Origin of the sequence: Coleofasciculus sp. D1-CHI-01 (genome assembly GCF_040218875.1) — a bacterium.
In the GTDB taxonomy this organism is placed as follows: domain Bacteria; phylum Cyanobacteriota; class Cyanobacteriia; order Cyanobacteriales; family Coleofasciculaceae; genus Coleofasciculus.
The window spans coordinates 39,596-55,625 of the sequence record NZ_JAVJQP010000008.1 but is presented as its reverse complement, the minus strand read 5'-3'; the positions used below and the strand labels follow the sequence as shown (position 1 = coordinate 55,625).

Annotated in this window: 15 protein-coding genes and 1 pseudogene; 9 read left to right on the top strand and 7 right to left on the bottom strand. The window is 45.6% G+C overall.

Annotated elements, in window-relative coordinates:
* The first annotated feature begins 44 nt into the window (after window positions 1–44).
* From ycf46 to RIB93_RS01385, 4 genes are all read left to right on the top strand, one after another.
* Window positions 45–1,556, top strand: coding sequence for a stress-responsive protein Ycf46 (gene ycf46, locus RIB93_RS01400; RefSeq protein WP_006100306.1), 1,512 nt, complete (start codon window positions 45–47; stop codon window positions 1,554–1,556).
* A 144-nt stretch (window positions 1,557–1,700) separates the two neighbouring features.
* Window positions 1,701–2,054: a DUF1257 domain-containing protein gene (locus RIB93_RS01395; protein WP_006100016.1), complete on the top strand. Its 354-nt coding sequence runs from the start codon at window positions 1,701–1,703 to the stop codon at window positions 2,052–2,054.
* Window positions 2,055–2,290: 236 nt separating this feature from the next.
* Window positions 2,291–2,590 (top strand): putative quinol monooxygenase, encoded by a 300-nt coding sequence (locus tag RIB93_RS01390; protein ID WP_446369569.1) that lies wholly within the window; start codon window positions 2,291–2,293, stop codon window positions 2,588–2,590.
* Between the two features lie 104 nt (window positions 2,591–2,694).
* Window positions 2,695–3,153, top strand: a complete 459-nt coding sequence (locus tag RIB93_RS01385) for a GUN4 domain-containing protein (RefSeq protein ID WP_446369567.1) — start codon at window positions 2,695–2,697, stop codon at window positions 3,151–3,153.
* A gap of 187 nt (window positions 3,154–3,340) precedes the next feature.
* Here the strand turns inward: RIB93_RS01385 and RIB93_RS01380 are convergent, their stop codons facing one another.
* Together RIB93_RS01380 and RIB93_RS01375 are read right to left on the bottom strand one after the other, a co-directional pair.
* Window positions 3,341–7,738, bottom strand: coding sequence for a response regulator (locus RIB93_RS01380; RefSeq protein ID WP_446369565.1), 4,398 nt, complete (start codon window positions 7,736–7,738; stop codon window positions 3,341–3,343).
* Window positions 7,739–8,716: 978 nt separating this feature from the next.
* A complete protein-coding gene (locus RIB93_RS01375; protein ID WP_446369563.1) occupies window positions 8,717–9,793 on the bottom strand; it encodes an SGNH/GDSL hydrolase family protein in 1,077 nt (358 codons plus the stop codon).
* Between the two features lie 308 nt (window positions 9,794–10,101).
* On the opposite strand from RIB93_RS01375, the gene RIB93_RS01370 reads away from it, so the two are divergent.
* The 3 genes and pseudogenes from RIB93_RS01370 to RIB93_RS01360 form a co-directional block, all read left to right on the top strand.
* Entirely contained in the window at window positions 10,102–10,458 is a 357-nt protein-coding gene (locus RIB93_RS01370; RefSeq protein ID WP_446369561.1) for a hypothetical protein, read from the top strand.
* 109 nt (window positions 10,459–10,567) lie between these two features.
* Complete coding sequence (locus RIB93_RS01365) at window positions 10,568–10,690, top strand: hypothetical protein (protein WP_446369559.1); 123 nt, start codon at window positions 10,568–10,570, stop codon at window positions 10,688–10,690.
* Between the two features lie 201 nt (window positions 10,691–10,891).
* Window positions 10,892–11,212: pseudogene (locus RIB93_RS01360) on the top strand (Fic family protein); the annotation flags it as partial.
* Window positions 11,213–11,252: 40 nt separating this feature from the next.
* Here RIB93_RS01360 and RIB93_RS01355 read toward each other — a convergent pair.
* From RIB93_RS01355 to RIB93_RS01335, 5 genes are all read right to left on the bottom strand, one after another.
* Window positions 11,253–12,041, bottom strand: a complete 789-nt coding sequence (locus RIB93_RS01355) for an MBL fold metallo-hydrolase (protein ID WP_446369557.1) — start codon at window positions 12,039–12,041, stop codon at window positions 11,253–11,255.
* A gap of 26 nt (window positions 12,042–12,067) precedes the next feature.
* Window positions 12,068–12,688, bottom strand: coding sequence for an anthranilate synthase component II (locus RIB93_RS01350; RefSeq protein WP_446369555.1), 621 nt, complete (start codon window positions 12,686–12,688; stop codon window positions 12,068–12,070).
* Window positions 12,689–12,760: 72 nt separating this feature from the next.
* Window positions 12,761–13,276: a diacylglycerol kinase family protein gene (locus tag RIB93_RS01345; protein WP_446369553.1), complete on the bottom strand. Its 516-nt coding sequence runs from the start codon at window positions 13,274–13,276 to the stop codon at window positions 12,761–12,763.
* 50 nt (window positions 13,277–13,326) lie between these two features.
* Window positions 13,327–13,854 carry an rRNA maturation RNase YbeY gene (gene ybeY, locus RIB93_RS01340; RefSeq protein ID WP_446369551.1) on the bottom strand — a complete coding sequence of 176 codons (528 nt, stop codon included), beginning with the start codon at window positions 13,852–13,854 and terminating at the stop codon, window positions 13,327–13,329.
* A gap of 61 nt (window positions 13,855–13,915) precedes the next feature.
* Window positions 13,916–14,131, bottom strand: a complete 216-nt coding sequence (locus tag RIB93_RS01335) for a DUF3285 domain-containing protein (RefSeq protein ID WP_446369622.1) — start codon at window positions 14,129–14,131, stop codon at window positions 13,916–13,918.
* Window positions 14,132–14,321: 190 nt separating this feature from the next.
* Here RIB93_RS01335 and RIB93_RS01330 point away from each other — a divergent pair, with 190 nt between their 5' ends.
* Together RIB93_RS01330 and RIB93_RS01325 are read left to right on the top strand one after the other, a co-directional pair.
* A complete protein-coding gene (locus RIB93_RS01330) occupies window positions 14,322–14,573 on the top strand; it encodes a hypothetical protein (protein WP_446369549.1) in 252 nt (83 codons plus the stop codon).
* A 608-nt stretch (window positions 14,574–15,181) separates the two neighbouring features.
* Window positions 15,182–16,030 carry a hypothetical protein gene (locus tag RIB93_RS01325; RefSeq protein WP_446369547.1) on the top strand — a complete coding sequence of 283 codons (849 nt, stop codon included), beginning with the start codon at window positions 15,182–15,184 and terminating at the stop codon, window positions 16,028–16,030.

Here is a 16,030-nt window from a genome sequence, read left to right as displayed (position 1 = left end):
ATGTTTGGGCAGTGGTTGTGCCGTCTCTAAGTAGGTCGATAGTCATGCAAGAAGAGATAAGTATTCTCATTCAAGCTCAATACCCTCTAATCTACCTGGTGACGTCAGAGGAAGAGCGGACAGAACGGGCAATAGCCATGATTGCTCAAAATAAGAATCAGCAACGGCGCGTATTCGTGTGGACTGTCACCCATGGGATTGTGGAGTATGGTCAATCACGCCACATCACCCAACACAATACAGTCTCTCCAGAAGCAGCTGTTCAATGGGTTATTCAACAAAAAGAACCTGGTATCTATATATTTAAGGATCTACATCCATTTATTGATTCTCCAGCAACAACCCGATGGCTGCGGGATGCGATCGCGAGCTTCAAGGCGGCTCAGAAGACGATTGTACTCATGTCTCCCATGCAGCAGGTGCCGATCGAGTTAGAGAAGGAAGTGGTGGTTATCGACTACCCCTTACCGGATTTGACCGAACTTAACCAAGTGCTGTCTCAGCAATTGGAAAAAACCAAAGGGCGTCGCACCACCACGGAAACGCGGGAGAAACTCCTGAAAGCCGCATTGGGTTTGACGCGAGACGAAGCGGAGAAAGTGTATCGCAAAGCCCAAGTCAAAGCTGGGCGTCTCACGGAAGCGGAAGTCGATATTGTGCTTTCTGAGAAAAAACAGCTCATTCGTCGCAATGGTATTTTAGAGTATATTGAAGAGGATGAAACCATTGATGCCATTGGTGGTTTAGAAGAGCTGAAGCGATGGCTGAAACAGCGATCGGGCGCTTTCACTGAACGGGCAAGAGAGTATGGTTTACCCCAACCCAAAGGGATGCTGATTCTGGGAGTTCCCGGATGCGGAAAATCCCTCATTGCCAAGACAACGTCTCGCCTTTGGGGACTACCGCTATTGCGGTTAGATATGGGTCGGGTGTATGATGGTTCCATGGTTGGTCGCTCAGAAGCCAACTTGAGAAATGCCCTAAAAACAGCAGAATCGATTTCACCCGCCATCCTTTTCATTGATGAGCTGGACAAGTCTTTTGCGGGGAGCAGTGGTTCGGCTGACTCCGATGGTGGCACCTCTAGCCGCATCTTTGGTTCCTTCCTAACCTGGATGCAAGAGAAAACATCGCCTGTATTTGTCATGGCGACAGCTAACCGAGTGGAACGGCTACCGGGAGAGTTTCTCCGCAAAGGTCGATTTGACGAAATATTCTTTGTTGACTTACCGAATAAAGAAGAGCGTCAGCAAATATTTAAGATTCATCTGAGTAAGCGGCGTCGAGATATAGAGCGCTTTGATATCGAACAGTTGGCGACAATTTGTGACGGTTTTTCCGGTGCAGAAATTGAGCAAGCCCTCATCGCTGCAATGTACGAGGCATTTGCACAAGACCGGGAATTCACCCAACTGGATATTATAGCGGCGATCAAAGCCACGCTACCGCTTTCTCGGACAATGACTGAGCAGGTCACAGCCCTGAGGGACTGGGCAAGACAGAGAGCGCGACCTGCTGCAGCCTCCGTTGCTGAATATCAGCGAATGGAGTTCTAAAAGGCTTTCTCCTGCTCCCAACAGGAGGAAAGGCTAGCAAATACTTGCTAGCAGTTTCAAAAGACGCCGCAATTTAACCGCGGCAGACCCAAGAAAAAAGCTACGTTGTCGTTTGTTTTCTATCTCTACTGGAGGAAATCTAAAATGTCTCACTTTAGCACTCTGCGTACCAAGATCACCGACGCCGAAATCTTAAAGGCTTCTTTGAGCGATCTAGGTATTTCCGTTAAAACGGAAGCTGATGTGCGCGGCTACAACGGTCAACGTGTTCGTTCGGACATCGTTGCTGTTCTCGAAGGCGAGTATGACCTCGGTTGGTCTCGCAATGGCGATGGTTCCTTTGACCTGATCGCTGACCTGTGGGGTGTTGCTAAAAAGCACAACCAAACCGAACTGATCAACTCGATCAACCAGAAGTATGCCGTTAACAAGACCTTAGCAGAGGTCAAGCAACGTGGCTTACAAAATGCCAACGTTAAACTGGTGGTACAAAAATAGTCCATCAAGGCGTTCCCAAGCTTACGGGTTAACCAATTGATTTGGGGTTGACCCGTTTTTTTCAAAGGTTATAGAACAAATGTTCTAGTCTTTTCCATAACATAATAACGGCGGGAAAACCTCTGATCCAGGGAGTTTTTCCGCCGTATTTTTGTATGGGCTTGGTTTTTGCGATCGCGTTCCGAACTGCGGTAGCCTTTTATTGGTGAGGAGATGTACGCAGAGGATTGATTATCATGGTAAACTCAGCAATCCGAGTATTAGCTCGTGTCGTCGCGCATCCGGGGAAGGAAGAGAAACTCAAAGCACTGTTGTTAGAAATCGTTGAAGCGACGCGCAAGGAACCCGGTTGTATCACTTACGAGTTATTACAAAGTCCAGCGATTCCCACAGAGTTTGCCTTTGTCGCAGAATGGGAAAGTGAGCAAGCGTGGCGAGTACATTTGGACTCGGCTCACATTCAGCAAGCGTTTTTAGAAGGCGAAGAGTTGTTCGCTGCACCGCCAGATATTCGTCATTATGTATTGTTAGCTTAATCGTTCTGATTCGGGTAGGGAATGATTGATTAAGTTATACAGTAGAAAAAACTGGGTGATCAGGATACCAAATCTCTACTGTATATTGATTTACAAGAAAGCGTATGTTTGAAGATAGTTTAAGCTCTTCTGAAGGGGCAAACTATAGTAAACTTGACGAACTGTTAGCAGCAGGGCAGTGGCGAGAAGCAGACGAGGAAACGTTTACGATTATCTTAGAAATTACGGGTGCGGATAAACGCGGCTATTTAACGAATCAAGATATTCAGCAATTTCCTTGTCAGGAACTTAGGGCGATTGATCAACTTTGGATTAAGTCTAGCAGTGGGAAATTAGGTTTTAGTGTTCAGAAGCGGATTTATGAGCAATCAGGAAAAAATTTGATGGCATTTGCTGATCAGATTGGCTGGCGGGTGTCGAATCGGTGGCAAAGTTACAATGAGCTGATATTTAATCAGAATGCACCAATAGGACATCTTCCTGCGGGTGGAGTCATGGGATGGTTGGCGTGGGGAGATCTTCGTGATGATTTGTTTGCTCGTGTTAGTACGTGCAATCTCTAGTATAGGGTTTGCTGAATAACTGTTGTGGTCAGGGTAGGGAACAGCTAAACCTTGATGTATAAGGGTTTTAAATGTCACTATCCAAGCTAGATCCCCGACTTCTCTAAGAAGTCGGGGATCTGTGTACCTCACTTACGAATGGAAGTTCTGACTAATACACATCAGTGCATATAAACTCAAACTTTTCCTATCCCCCTGCTGCTTTCTTCTCCACCGACGCCTTAACCTGCGCCATAATTTCCTCCATTTGACTCATCAATTCCTTCGCCTCCTCTAAATTTTTCTCATCAGCGCAATCATTCAGTTGACGCGCTAAATCTGACATCGATTCCACCGCCACAGACGCACTAGAACCCTTGAGTTGATGAGCTTTATTCGCTAACGTTACCCAATCTTGATCCGCCAAGGCTTGGTGGACTTGGGAGAGAAACATTGACCCATCATTAATAAATCCTTTCACCAATTCCAACTGAAACTCTGGATCACCACCAGAAATTTCTGACAATGCACTCCAATCCACCGGATCGACAGTCCCTTGGGTCCTATCTTGGCTGTCCATCTGTTTGCTGGATTTTGCCTTATTTTCCTTGACCACCAATGACCATCGCTGTAACATGACTTTCAGTTCTTTCACCATCACCGGTTTACTCAGATAGTCATCCATTCCCGCTGCAATACATTTATCTCGATCGCCTGGCATCGCATAAGCGGTCATGCCAATCACAATCGTATGGTGGTCTTTACCTTCCCGTTGCCGTAAGGCTTGCGTGGCTTCATAGCCATCCATCACTGGCATCTGACAATCCATTAACACAATGTCATAATCATTCTCTGCCAATTTTTCCAGGGCTTTTTCACCATTTTCCGCAGAATCCCACTGATGACCTAGGAGGCGGACTTGATGCTGGACTAATTTCAGGTTAATTGGCGTATCTTCCACTAACAAAAGAGTTAGCGACTGCTGTGGTTCTGTTTCCGCTTTCAATTTCGATGTCTTTGCTGCTAACTCAGCAACCTCTTGTTGAAAATCCCATCCTTTGTTGGGTAGTTCCTCTTTCAGCGAGGTGGTATTTAGGTCGATATGTCCTTTTAGTTGCTCAAGGAGTTTCTCTAACTCCCCAATTAGTTTAGCGCTACTCTCGCCATTTTTTGTTCTCGCCTCATGTCGCAGTTGTTCCGCCACATCGGGCATGGTTTGCACGGCGACGGAGGAACTGGCACCTTTGAGTTGGTGGGCTTTATTGGTAACCATAACCCAGTCTTTATTCGCTAATGCCTGTTTTGCTTGGTTAATAAAACTCGCGCCTTCTTTAATAAAGCCTTGGACTAACTCGAGTTGAAATCCTGGATCACCTTCGGAGATTTCCTTGAGACGCTTCCAGTCTACGACATTAGAGAGTAGACTACTCGTGGATTGAGCCGGAGAGGGACGTTCAGGTTTGGGGGAGACGCCTTTGACCACGGAGGACCATCGTTCTAATACGGGTGCCAAGTTTTTCACCATCACAGGCTTACTCAGATAGTCATCCATTCCTGCAGCTAGACATTTTTCGCGATCGCCTTGCATGGCGTAAGCGGTCATGCCAATAATTACGGTATGGCGGTCTGTTCCTTCTCGCTGGCGTAAGGTTCGGACTGCCTGGTAGCCATCCATTACGGGCATCTGACAATCCATTAACACGATGTCGTAGTCATTTTGGGCGATTTTGTCAAGGGCTTCTTGACCATTTTCTGCCGACTCTGATTCATGTCCCAATAATTGCACCTGATGGCGTACCAGTTTCAGGTTAATTGGTGTATCTTCGACTAAGAGAATTTTCAGACAAGTGGGTTGGGGTGCAGGCTGAGACGGATCAAGGATAGCTGATTGGGTACTGAAGAGGGTAGCGGGAATCTCAGCCGCCAGAATTTTCTGTAACGATTCCAGCAATTGAGATTCTTTAACCGGTTTAACTAAATAATCGGCAAACCCGCTTTTCAGCAAGGGTTGGGCGGAATCTCCGGCGTGCATCGAAGTCATTAGGACTAACTTGGTTTTTGCCCAATCCGGTTCAGCCAGAATCAACCGTCCTAGGGTTGACCCATCGATTTTGGGCATTTTCATATCCAGTAGCGCCACATCATAGGGTTTACCCGCTTCGGCAGAGGCTTGCATGGCATTGAGCGCAATAATACCATTATCAGCTTCATCGACTTCCATGCCCCTCGCCTCTAACTGATACTTGACAATTTGGCGATTAATTGGGCGGTCATCGACGATTAATACCCGTTTCCCTTGCAGGGATTCGGGGGAGATGGGTAAATTACTAAAGATGCGATCGCTCTGATTCTCCTCAGTACCCACCGGTACTTTCCCAAAGGTAATTGTAAACCAGAACGTCGAACCCACACCCAGTTGACTCTCGACGCCAATCTCACCCCCCATCATTTCTACCAGTTGCTTACAGATGGCTAAACCTAAACCTGTCCCCCCATATTTGCGGGTAGTCGAGGAATCAACTTGAGAGAAGGCTTGGAAGAGTTTACTTTTATCCTCTGGGTTAATCCCAATCCCTGTATCCCGCACAGCAAATCGCAGTTGAAGCTTGTCTTGATCCGGCAATTCCTGATGAACCGACACCCGAATCACCACTTCGCCAGATTCGGTAAACTTAATCGAATTACTGACTAAATTCGTGCAAATTTGACGCAATCGCCCCACATCTCCCATCAGTCGTCGCGGTACATCCGTATCCACTAACAGCGCTAATTCTAAATCCTTGGCTTCGGCTTGGGGAGAACACAAATCTAAGACATCTTCCAACGACCGATTAATGTTCAACTCATCAACATCGAGGCGCATTTCTCCGGCTTCGAGTTTGGAGAAGTCGAGAATATCATTAATTACACCCAGTAAATGTTCACCACTGACTTGCAAGGTTTTGACAAAATCCAGTTGGCGGGGATTAAGATCTGTCGTTAACAGCAATTCACTCATTCCCAACACGCCATTCATCGGTGTGCGGATTTCATGGCTCATATTTGCCAAGAATTGAGCTTTTGCCCGGGCGGCTTCGACGGCGGCTTCCCGCGCTTCTACCAGTTTATTTTCATACTCTTTTCGTTCAGTCACATCCCGGTTCACCCCAATCGCGGCGATGGGTCTACCCAGGTCATCCCGCAACGGCACAACCACGGTTTCGCACACCCCTTTATTGCCATCTTTTCGGATAAATTCAATCTCCCGCGTCCAGCGTCCTTCATGTAGTAAACTATCCAGCATTTGTTGCGTTAGGGCGGTGGCTTCATCGGGTTGATAAACCATGCCACAGGTTTGACCTAATACTTCGGTTTTTTCATAGCCAAAAATACGTTCTGCTGCTGGGTTCCAGTCCAGGATATGACCCTTCAAATCGGTGACAATAACACCATCATAAATCGTTTCAAACATTAACGCTTGGCGGCGCAATGCCTCATCTGCCCGTTTGCGAGCTGAAATGTCTTGGACTAAACAAACAATTCCTTGAATCCTGTCGGATGAATTTTTCATCACTGAGGCGGTTACAGACACGGGAACAGAAGTCCCTTTTTTCGTAAAGAAGGTGGTTTCGTACCGACCCAGAAAGCCACTTTGTTGCGAATCATTTGCCTGTAAATGAGCTAGGAAGTTATCTTCTTTAAAGAAACGCTCTAAGGGTTGATCCCGCAGTTCTTTGGGAGAATATCCGGATAGAAATAATGTAGCTTCATTAAAACTCTCAACTCTAATATTTTTATTCAGCACAATGAGTCCATCACTCAAGGAACTGATAATATTATCGAGATAGGATTTAGATACCGTCGTTTCTTGGAGCTGTTTACTCATCTGATTAAAGGTATCCGCTAAGACACTTAGTTCGTCCTTGGTTTGCACCTCAACATAAGTATCGAAGTCCCCTTCGCCAATTTTTGAGGCGGCTTCTTTGAGTTTAACAATCGGCTTGGTGACGCGATCGGCTAAAACAATACCGAAAATAATTGATACGGCGACAACTCCAGTAATTGCTGTGAGGTTAATAATCAGTGAGTAGGTTGAACTGCGATTTGCGGTTTGATTTTCTTCTTCTAGAGTATTCGTATGAAAAGTAATGGCTTGATCAACAACGGCTAAAAATTGGTCTTCTGCATTCTCTAACGCTTGCCGTTTTGCCAAGATATCAGTGCGTCGGAAGTTTGTGTCATCTAAGGCTAAAATTTCCTGGCTGATTTCTGCCAATAGCAGTTTACTGATTTTTAATTCCCGATAAAAGCTTTGAGCTTGAGGGTTATTGGCAAAGGACTGAAATTCGGCTAAATACTGATCCAGAGCAGCAACGGATTGTTGGAAGTCAACTTTGGCTTGTTTTTCCGGTTCTTCGTCTTGAGCTGTTGGCGAGGTGGTGGTCGATTTTCCTTCGATCACAGCATAACTATAGGCTTTATTGGTTAACCGTAAGGAGGCTGCCTTAATCTGATTTAATGCCACCAGTTGGCGGGTAGTACCCTCGGTAATCTGATTAAATTGCTCATCAACATTTTTCTTTGTTTGAATTGTAATAATTCCCAAAACAGCGACCAGCGATGCCACCCCGAGAAAGCCTGAGATAAATTTGGTCTTCAGTTTCATAGCTGTCTCCCGTCACTATTTTATCCTTCGGATATTTATCAGAACATTCCGGATCATCAGGTGGCACAGTCTGACAAAATTTTGGCAGAAGATTAATGTCACCTGAATGGGACGTTCTCTTATACTGTAGCCGACACAGATGCAGACGAAAAGAGGAAATTGTTTGAATAAAATTTAAGTGAAGGATGGGTGAATTTTTATTTTTGCCGATTAAATTTATGGGCTTTTTGTCCTTTGTCCTTCTTGATTTGTCCTTGGTCAGGGTTTAAGGACTGTTTATATAAGTTAATGGAGTTGATGTGATTTCCACTAACTGACTTAGGCTTAGGTCAAAATTTGCTCAAAAGCAGGTTTGGGAAAATAATTGGATTTGGGGTATTGACAGATGCCGTAGTTTTCCCTTAGACTTACTTTATAATGGGAAAATGTGCCGACCTATAGGGTATAGTTTCAGAGTATTATCTGAGCAGTATCAATCAAATAGCCCTAACTTTGAACAAAAGTCCTGTATTGGTGAAAATAAGACTCAAGTCACCAAAGAGACGGATGCGATCGCGCTTTTTATGAACCGATGCGACTAACGTAGAATTTAGATGGCAATGCCGGAGATTTTATCAAAAGCAGGTTGGAGGAAAATAATCGGATTTGGGGTATTGACAGATACGGTAGTTTTCCCTTAGACTTACTTCATAATGGGAAAATGTGCCGACCTGTAGGGTCTGATTTCAGATTATGCTTCCATCAGTAGTTAAGCTAATTATCCTAACTGGAATAGCGCTGACTTAAGCGAAATATTGCCAATTCGCAGACCAGTAAATAAATGTCTTATCTTTAGGTTCAAGTAAGAATGGAACTTACTGGCTAACTCTTTGAACCCGTTTTAACGGGTTTAAGCTTTGAGCCAGAACTTTAGTTCTAGGCTTAAGTCAGCGCTCTCCTTCATAGAGAATTGCGATGACGAACAGTTGATTGCAGCAAAAAACCCACCCCCATGAATAGTAGTGGGATGGAAAACGCCGGTTCTGGAACGGATAGAGGTTCTACACCAGCATCTTGGAGTGCCTCGTATGCATAGTCTCCCCATAAAGCATGACCTTTAGCTGTTGGATGGATCTCATCCCAGAATAAGTACTCGTCGGGGTTAGAACATACACCCAATTCAGTGAAGCAAGGCTCAGTCACATTGGTAAAACCAAATTCATCAGGCTGGGTGATGATCTCTTGAAACAGAGACGCCAGATCAAACGGTATGATGTTTATATCATCATAGGTGAGACGCAAATCATCGAACATTGTCGTTAAACCCGCGTTATGTTCCGCACTCACTTGGGTGAGTTCCGCTGCTTCTCCCTGTATAATCGCTCGGGGCGTTTTACCCAAATCGGGCAAATTAGGAATAAAGAAATTACGAGCGCCAGCTTCCGCTAAAGCCGTCACCCCAGTAAATAAATTGTTGATGGGTTCAGTACTATCACGCAGCCCACTCTTGCTGTAATCATTATTACCAGCCCAGACAATATAAAGGGCGTCAGGATTAGCCGATGTTTGAGCGACATTTAGGTCATTAATAAAACCATTAATCTCGGTGAGAACTCCTACGCCTAACTGAGGATTGACATTACCCAATCCTGTCTTAGCACCACCAAAGGCAAAGTTAACGCTATTGGTTGCTGTAGCACCACCGAAGTTAAAACTTACCCCTGGTGGGGTTGATGGAATGATTGGTTCTCCCACCGTTAATTCAGTCGATGGAATCAAATCAACTGCCAATTCCGATGTGAGAATGTCTATCCAGTTGTAGCCATTAGAAAAACGTCCTTTAAAATAAGGTGGACTAGGGGTAATCGGTACGGGTAAACCTGACGAGTTGGCGGCTGACGTCACATTGAAGACATTGCCGGGATCAGCGGAGCTATCACTAAACACATAAATCTGATTGAATTGGATTGCCTCAGCACTTAGCGGGTACAATAAAGATAAAAAGGAAAATCCTGTGGCTATTGCGGTAATTTTCATGATTTTAATGTCACACTCCTGTCACGACTCTTATACACCGAATTCGCCGGAAATGAGCATCTAAAAAACAAGTTGTATTGAATCTTTATTATGTTGTTTTTTGTAAATATTTATTGATGTAAAGGCTCATTAATTGTGTTCTAATGAAACAGGTAGGTCAATGTAGGTCAATAGCAGTGATAGCAGAAGGCAGGAAACACAAGTCAAAAGGGTTCTGAGGGAACAGGGAACAGGTATCAGCACTGCAATGATACTCTTTGGGAAAGCTTGGCGGTTTCTCAAACTTAATAAGGCAATAAAGACTGGCAATGAAATCATTTGAACAGGGGTTGATTGAGCAGCAACCAATTAACCAAGGACTGCTGCAAACGATTCGCCTGATTGGAGAGTATAAGGGAAAGCAAGAGTTATTCAAAGAACAAGCGCCCCAAGTTCTGGAAACGCTGCGCCAAGCGGCGGTTATTCAGAGTACGGAGTCTTCTAACCGGATTGAAGGGATTACGGTACCGTTGGAGCGGATTAAGAAACTGGTGACGGAAAAAACAACGCCACGCATGAAGCGAAGCTATCGCGTAAGCGAATCGCTCGGAACAGGAAATTGCTGGGTATCGGGATGTCCTAACGACGATTCACACGAGCTATGCCCATATCCCTTTTACGCCTAATATTGTTTTACAACTTCATCGTGACCTTTACCAGTTTGCGGTCAATACAGGTGGGCGCTGGAAAACGGTAGATAACGAAATTAGTGCTACCTATCCGGATGGAACTAAAGTGGTGCGGTTTCGACCCATTCCAGCTTATGCCACACCTGAAGCCATGGAACGTTTGCATGAGCAGTTTAATCGCTGTTGGCACTCGGGTGCGATCGAACCGTTATTACTCATTCCTACCTAGGGCTTGCTGCACAAAGCCGAAACCCTTAGCTATCAATGCTTTGAGCCATATTTACAGTGGATAAAGTGCAAGGAAATGGGGTAGCATCCTTCATAAGTAGGGCATCACCTTGCTCAGGTAAAATGTACCCTTGCTCCCCCAGCTCCCCCAGCTTCCCCAGCTTCCCCAGCTCCCCCTCACCACAAGACTTATTCAGCAGCCCCTACCTATATCCTAGATTTTTTGTGCATTCACCCGTTTTTAGATGGGAATGGGCGAATGGCACGATTAATTACCCTATTGCTGCTTTATAAAGCGGGTTATGAGGTGGGGCGATTTATTAGCTTAGAGCGGATTGTCGAGAGAACGAAGGAAAGTTACTATGATACGCTTTACCAGTCTTCCCAAGATTGGCATGAAGGACAGCATAACCTATTACCTTGGTGGGAATATTTTTTGGGAGTTATGGTGCTGTCAGCGTATCGGGAGTTTGAGACAAGGGTGGGAGTCGTTACTTCTGCGAGGGGAACAGTTCGTAGTAGGCACTAAAGTGCCAGAAGCGCTTAAGCGCTTACTACAAACTCTAAAATCGATAACTCAACAGTTTAATCATCGAACCATCCTGGGGCAAATCTGAGGGTTTCAACGTCAGCATATCACTGTTCACCCGACTTACAGGCATTCCCTCCATCACCGTTAAAAACTCATCCACCGGTTCAATCCCATAGTCCCCCTGACAGGTTTCATCCGCTGCTTGGGTACGGAAATGAGTCGGGACTACCATCTTCGGATTCAACACCGCGATCGCGTCTTTCGCCTCCCTCGGATTATAGGCTTTAATACTGCCGCCCACAGGCACAAATGCCACATCTGGACGCCCCATGAGGATTTTCTGCTCAATTTCAATCGGTGCAGCCGCCCCACCTAAATGGAGCAGTTTAATCCCACTTTGCTCCCATTGCCATGCCACATTATTCCCCAATCGGCGTCCCCCGTGGCGATCATGAGGAATACTAATCCCTTGGAATCGAATCCCCCCAATTTGATAAACGCCCGGTTGAAAGAGGATACGCGGATTTCCTGGCAATCCCTCAGCCGCACCTTCATCCAACAACTGAGAGCTAATTAAAACCAAATCCGACTCCACTTTCGGTGGACGATAGCCTGCTGTACACCCGACTGTCCGAAACGGATTCACCAAAATCCGCATCCCTCCACCTGTAAACAAAAAGCAGGTATGTCCTAACCACTTAACTGTCAGTGTTCCACTCGCCGACTGCGCCTCAGCCGACTGAAATTGTGAAGCCAGTGTCGTTCCTAAAGTGCCAAGCACCCCTGCACCCACGTAGCGCATCAACTGTCGCCGTTTCATCGTTAGTTAATCAATACTCCTCAAACTTAAGCTAGAACCATCGGGTTTTGAGTCGATGCTGGAAGAGAAACGAGGAAATTTTGCAATAACTGTTTACCGCAATCGGTCAAAACACTCTCTGGATGAAATTGGACGCCTTGGAGGTGGGGATAGTTCCGGTGTCTCACCCCCATAATGGTGCCATCTTCTACCCAAGCCGTAATTTCCAGTACGTCTGGACAGGTTTCTCGCTCAATCACCAGACTGTGATATCGAGTGGCGATAAAGGGATTGGGTAAATTCTGGAAAACACCAACACCGTTGTGATAAATTTCCGAGGTTTTGCCATGCATCAACACAGAAGCGGAGATAATGTTGCCGCCAAAGACTTGACCAATACTTTGATGACCCAAACAAACACCTAAGATGGGTACAGTTGCCCCAAGCTGGTGAATTAACTCACACGAGATCCCGGCATCATCTGGGCGTCCGGGTCCTGGGGAAATCACGATCCCATCAGGATTTAATTGGCGCAGTTGATCTAGGTCAATTTGGTCATTGCGGTATACCTGAATATCCGTGGCAATCGGTAATGTGAACCCAAGTTCCCCTAGATACTGCACCAAGTTATAGGTAAAACTGTCGTAGTTATCAATGACTACAATCAAAATTTACACTCCTGGGTAGCTTACCCTAACCACGACAAAACATTACACTTTAATTTAAGTTAAAAAAATAGCTTAGCGTATCAGTAACAGGATACGAGTCACCAAGGGCGGTAAAAGTAGGGAACCCGCAACAAGTAGGGCTGCGATCGCGGAGATGAGAACAGCACCTGCCGCACAGTCTTTGGCAACTTTTGCCAGCTTATGATAGGACTGTTTAACGGTTAAGTCAACCACCGCCTCAACTGCTGTATTCAGCAATTCCAGAGTCATCACTAACCCACTGGTTAAGCCAATTACGGCAATTTCCACAGGCGTTAACTCTAACCAAATCGCCAAGGTAATTGCTACTGTGCCAATCAGGGTATGAATACGGAAGTTCCGCTGGGTGACAAAGGCATAGCGTACTCCCGCCCAAGCATATTTAAAACTGACCAACAGGGTTGGGGCAATGCACCAAGCCAAGTCTCGTTTAAAGCTCTGATTCGGGTCAGACTCTGGCGGATTTGGCAGTGACAAGTTATGCACTATTGACCGGGAACTTGGAAGTAGGTATTGAGAATTGGGAGAGTGAGTATTGTTATAAACCATGGGGATTGAATTCCATTGCTAGTGATGAACTGACACCGAATCCAGTGTCATTATACGGGTAACGTCAAGTTGACAATCTGGAGTAAAGCCTGCTGCTGGTTTAGCATTCGTTGCAAGCTTTCCTCGTCCGGATGATCCCACCCTAAAAGATGTAGCAACCCATGGGTTGCTAACCAAGCCAGCTCTATACTCAAGGGATGACCCTGATGTTGGGCTTGGCGATAAGCGGTTTCCACTGAAATAACTAAATCGCCCAGGTAGACTGATTCAGCCGCTTGCATATCTGGAGGTATCTGAGGCGAGTCTACCTCTAATGCGGCAAAGGCGAGTACATCAGTGGGTTGATTTTTGTGGCGGAACTGAGAATTAAGTGCCTGGATTCCTGCGTCATCAGTCAGGCGTAGTGTCAGTTCATGCGTCGGCGCTGGCGGACTATCGGGGTGCAGTGTTTCTAGCCATTGGCTGAACCAATGTTCCCAAGTGGAGGTGGAAATTGGGTTCGTCAGGGAATTTGCTTCCGGAGTCGCTGACTGGGAGGCTTCAAAGAAACAATCCTGCACTATTAGTTCGATATTCACTTGTGCCGCCTCTGTTGTGAGATGAGTTGTGAGATGAGTTGTGAGATGAGATATGGGAACGTTAACGAGTCAGGTAAGCTAAACCAATCAGCACAGCTAATAGACCCACAGTGGTTAGAAAAAAGTGTTGTAGGGATTTGCCTCCTTTACGCACCATGTTACGCATGGCTAATTTCACGTAACTAGGTTTCGGTTCATTCAAAGCGGCGTTAGCTGGTGTTGGCTGTTCAGCAAACGGCGGCTTCGCTGTATCCGGGGGTGTTGAGGATTGACTCATCAGTAATGGTAATTTGACGCTAAAAACTATTTTATCGCCTTTGTTTACAGAATGTAACAAATTGTCCTTCGTCATTTGTCATTTGTCATTCGTCATTTGTCATTTGTCATTCGTCCCCATCTCCCTCATCTCCCTCATCTCCCCCATCTCCCCCATCTCCCTCATCTCCCCCATCTTCCTCATCTCCCCTATGTCCCAACAACCGACAACACAATTTTTAAGTCCAGAGGAATCTGCTGCGGTAGATAAAGCGTTACTCGCATCTCATGAGAAGTTTTTAACCCGATTAACTATTTCATCCCTGCGCCTTTTAACCCATATTGCCCAAGACACAGGAGTGGCTGTTGAAGAGTTAACGCCTCAGCAGGTGATTGATTGGTTTGAACAAGACAGCAAGATTCGCCGCGAACAGGGAGCTGATGCCGCATTTTTGAAGTGGTGATTCCCCCGGCTTCTTTGAAATCCGATACAACAAGGCTGGATCAACAGGACAAATCCTGTTGATTAATTTCTTTTTAGAGAAAAATAGAGCTTTTTATTTTGGTGTTGCCCCTGATTTGTCAAGATTCAGACCATAAATTTTGACATAAGTTACAGCAGTTTGCTCTGCTATGCGGTACATTGTCGATCCCCCTAAATCCCATAAGCAAAAAAAGCTCCCGCATCCTCTGTCATCCCCCGTGCAAAAAAAGCTCCCGCATCCTCTGTCATCCCCCGTGCAAAAAAAGCTCCCGCATCCTCTGTCATCCCCCGTGAAAAAAAAGCTCCCCCATCCTCTGTCTTCCCCCCTCTGTTAGGGGGGACCGAGGGGGGTAGGTGGGAACGAGGGGGGTAGGGGGACGGTAGGGGGATCAAATAGGGGGACTTTGATCTACTGTACTTTATTACAGCGCCAAGCGCTGTAACAAAACTAAATTTATTCAAAAAAATAAAATAACTTCACTAAAAATTCATAGATTTGCTTAGTAATTTCATACGGATTTTTCCTATTCGCCAGTGAAGGTTAATTATGATGGCGAGTATACAAAACTCGTGTGTAGAGGTAATTCTGTGAAACTTAAATTAACATTTTTACTATCAGTCGCCTTCGTCGCTGGTGTAGCAGCAAAAGCGCAAGCGGCGAATTTTTTTACCTATAATCCGAATGAGCAAGAAATTTATCACAGCACATTTGATGACGCCGAAGATTGGCAGCTAAACAATACTACCGTCGCTCAGGGTGAACTTCAGGCTAATCCGGAGGCGAATTGGGCATCAGCCTACTACGATCTCTCATCGTTGAATCAATTGGATTTAGATGAGGGTGATATCGCTCTTTACTGGAGCGCTCGCACAGATCGAAGTAAACCCGAACTGGGTAAGTTCTTTATGGAACTGAATGTTGTAGCAACAGATACTCAGGAACCGCGCCAAATTAACTGGAATATCCGTCCTATTTCTCCCCGTGATGGCAATTTCCGCAATTTACCCTATTTACTTTACGTTGATCCCGGCTTTCATATTCCCCATGAAGTTGAGCAAGAATTGGTTGTTCCGGATCAATTTCCTGATACTGAAACTTACGAGAGTTTCCGGCTCACTCTCAGTAAAACGGGAGTGGATACGGTTGAAGTTACGCCCTATTATTGGCTGAATGATAATTGGCAAGCCTTTTCAGCTAAAGATGGTTCAACACTACCCATGAGCGTCAGTATTCAAGATAACCTAGAAGGTCAAGACTACTTTGAATCCCTCAGTTTTCGGTTCCGCCAAAATCGATCCTATCTTGATGCGGTTGCTATTACTCGGATTCCCACTGATTCAGAACCCGTCGATATTCCAGAAGCCTCTACAGCATTAGGTTTATTTGCCATGGGTGCTTGGGGAATTCGTAAGTTGATTCAAAAGCTGAATCGATAG

Bases quoted from the DNA above. Each gene is read 5' to 3' on its own strand.
- ycf46 (WP_006100306.1), top strand. From the start codon at position 45: ATGCAAGAAGAGATAAGTATTCTCATTCAAGCTCAATACCCTCTAATC.
- RIB93_RS01395 (WP_006100016.1), top strand. From the start codon at position 1,701: ATGTCTCACTTTAGCACTCTGCGTACCAAGATCACCGACGCCGAAATC.
- RIB93_RS01390 (WP_446369569.1), top strand. From the start codon at position 2,291: ATGGTAAACTCAGCAATCCGAGTATTAGCTCGTGTCGTCGCGCATCCG.
- RIB93_RS01385 (WP_446369567.1), top strand. From the start codon at position 2,695: ATGTTTGAAGATAGTTTAAGCTCTTCTGAAGGGGCAAACTATAGTAAA.
- RIB93_RS01375 (WP_446369563.1), bottom strand. From the start codon at position 9,793: ATGAAAATTACCGCAATAGCCACAGGATTTTCCTTTTTATCTTTATTG.
- RIB93_RS01370 (WP_446369561.1), top strand. From the start codon at position 10,102: ATGAAATCATTTGAACAGGGGTTGATTGAGCAGCAACCAATTAACCAA.
- RIB93_RS01355 (WP_446369557.1), bottom strand. From the start codon at position 12,041: ATGAAACGGCGACAGTTGATGCGCTACGTGGGTGCAGGGGTGCTTGGC.
- RIB93_RS01345 (WP_446369553.1), bottom strand. From the start codon at position 13,276: ATGGTTTATAACAATACTCACTCTCCCAATTCTCAATACCTACTTCCA.
- RIB93_RS01335 (WP_446369622.1), bottom strand. From the start codon at position 14,131: ATGAGTCAATCCTCAACACCCCCGGATACAGCGAAGCCGCCGTTTGCT.
- RIB93_RS01330 (WP_446369549.1), top strand. From the start codon at position 14,322: ATGTCCCAACAACCGACAACACAATTTTTAAGTCCAGAGGAATCTGCT.